Origin of the sequence: Rhodoplanes roseus (assembly GCF_003258865.1) — a bacterium.
GTDB classification, from domain to species: Bacteria; Pseudomonadota; Alphaproteobacteria; order Rhizobiales; family Xanthobacteraceae; genus Rhodoplanes; species Rhodoplanes roseus.
The window spans coordinates 1-254 of sequence record NZ_NPEX01000906.1; the positions used below are offsets into that span (position 1 = coordinate 1).

Here is a 254-nt window from a genome sequence, read left to right on the forward strand (position 1 = left end):
CCGGCAATACCCGTTCCGGCTGTCCGGCGGCCAGCGGCAACGCGTGATGATCGCCATGGCGCTCGCGCTCGAGCCCGGCATCCTGATCGCCGACGAACCGACCACCGCCCTGGATGTCACCACTCAGGCGCAAATCCTGACGCTTATCAAAGACATCCAGCACCGCAAAAATATGAGCGTCGTGTTCATCACCCACGATTTCGGCGTGGTGGCCGAGATCGCTGACAACGTCGTGGTGATGGAAAAAGGCAAGA

Annotated in this window: 1 protein-coding gene; it reads left to right on the top strand. The window is 60.6% G+C overall.

Annotated features, from left to right (window positions below):
• Positions 1–254 (top strand): ATP-binding cassette domain-containing protein (locus CH341_RS32950; RefSeq protein ID WP_146604810.1); only part of this gene is annotated, 254 nt, incomplete at both ends.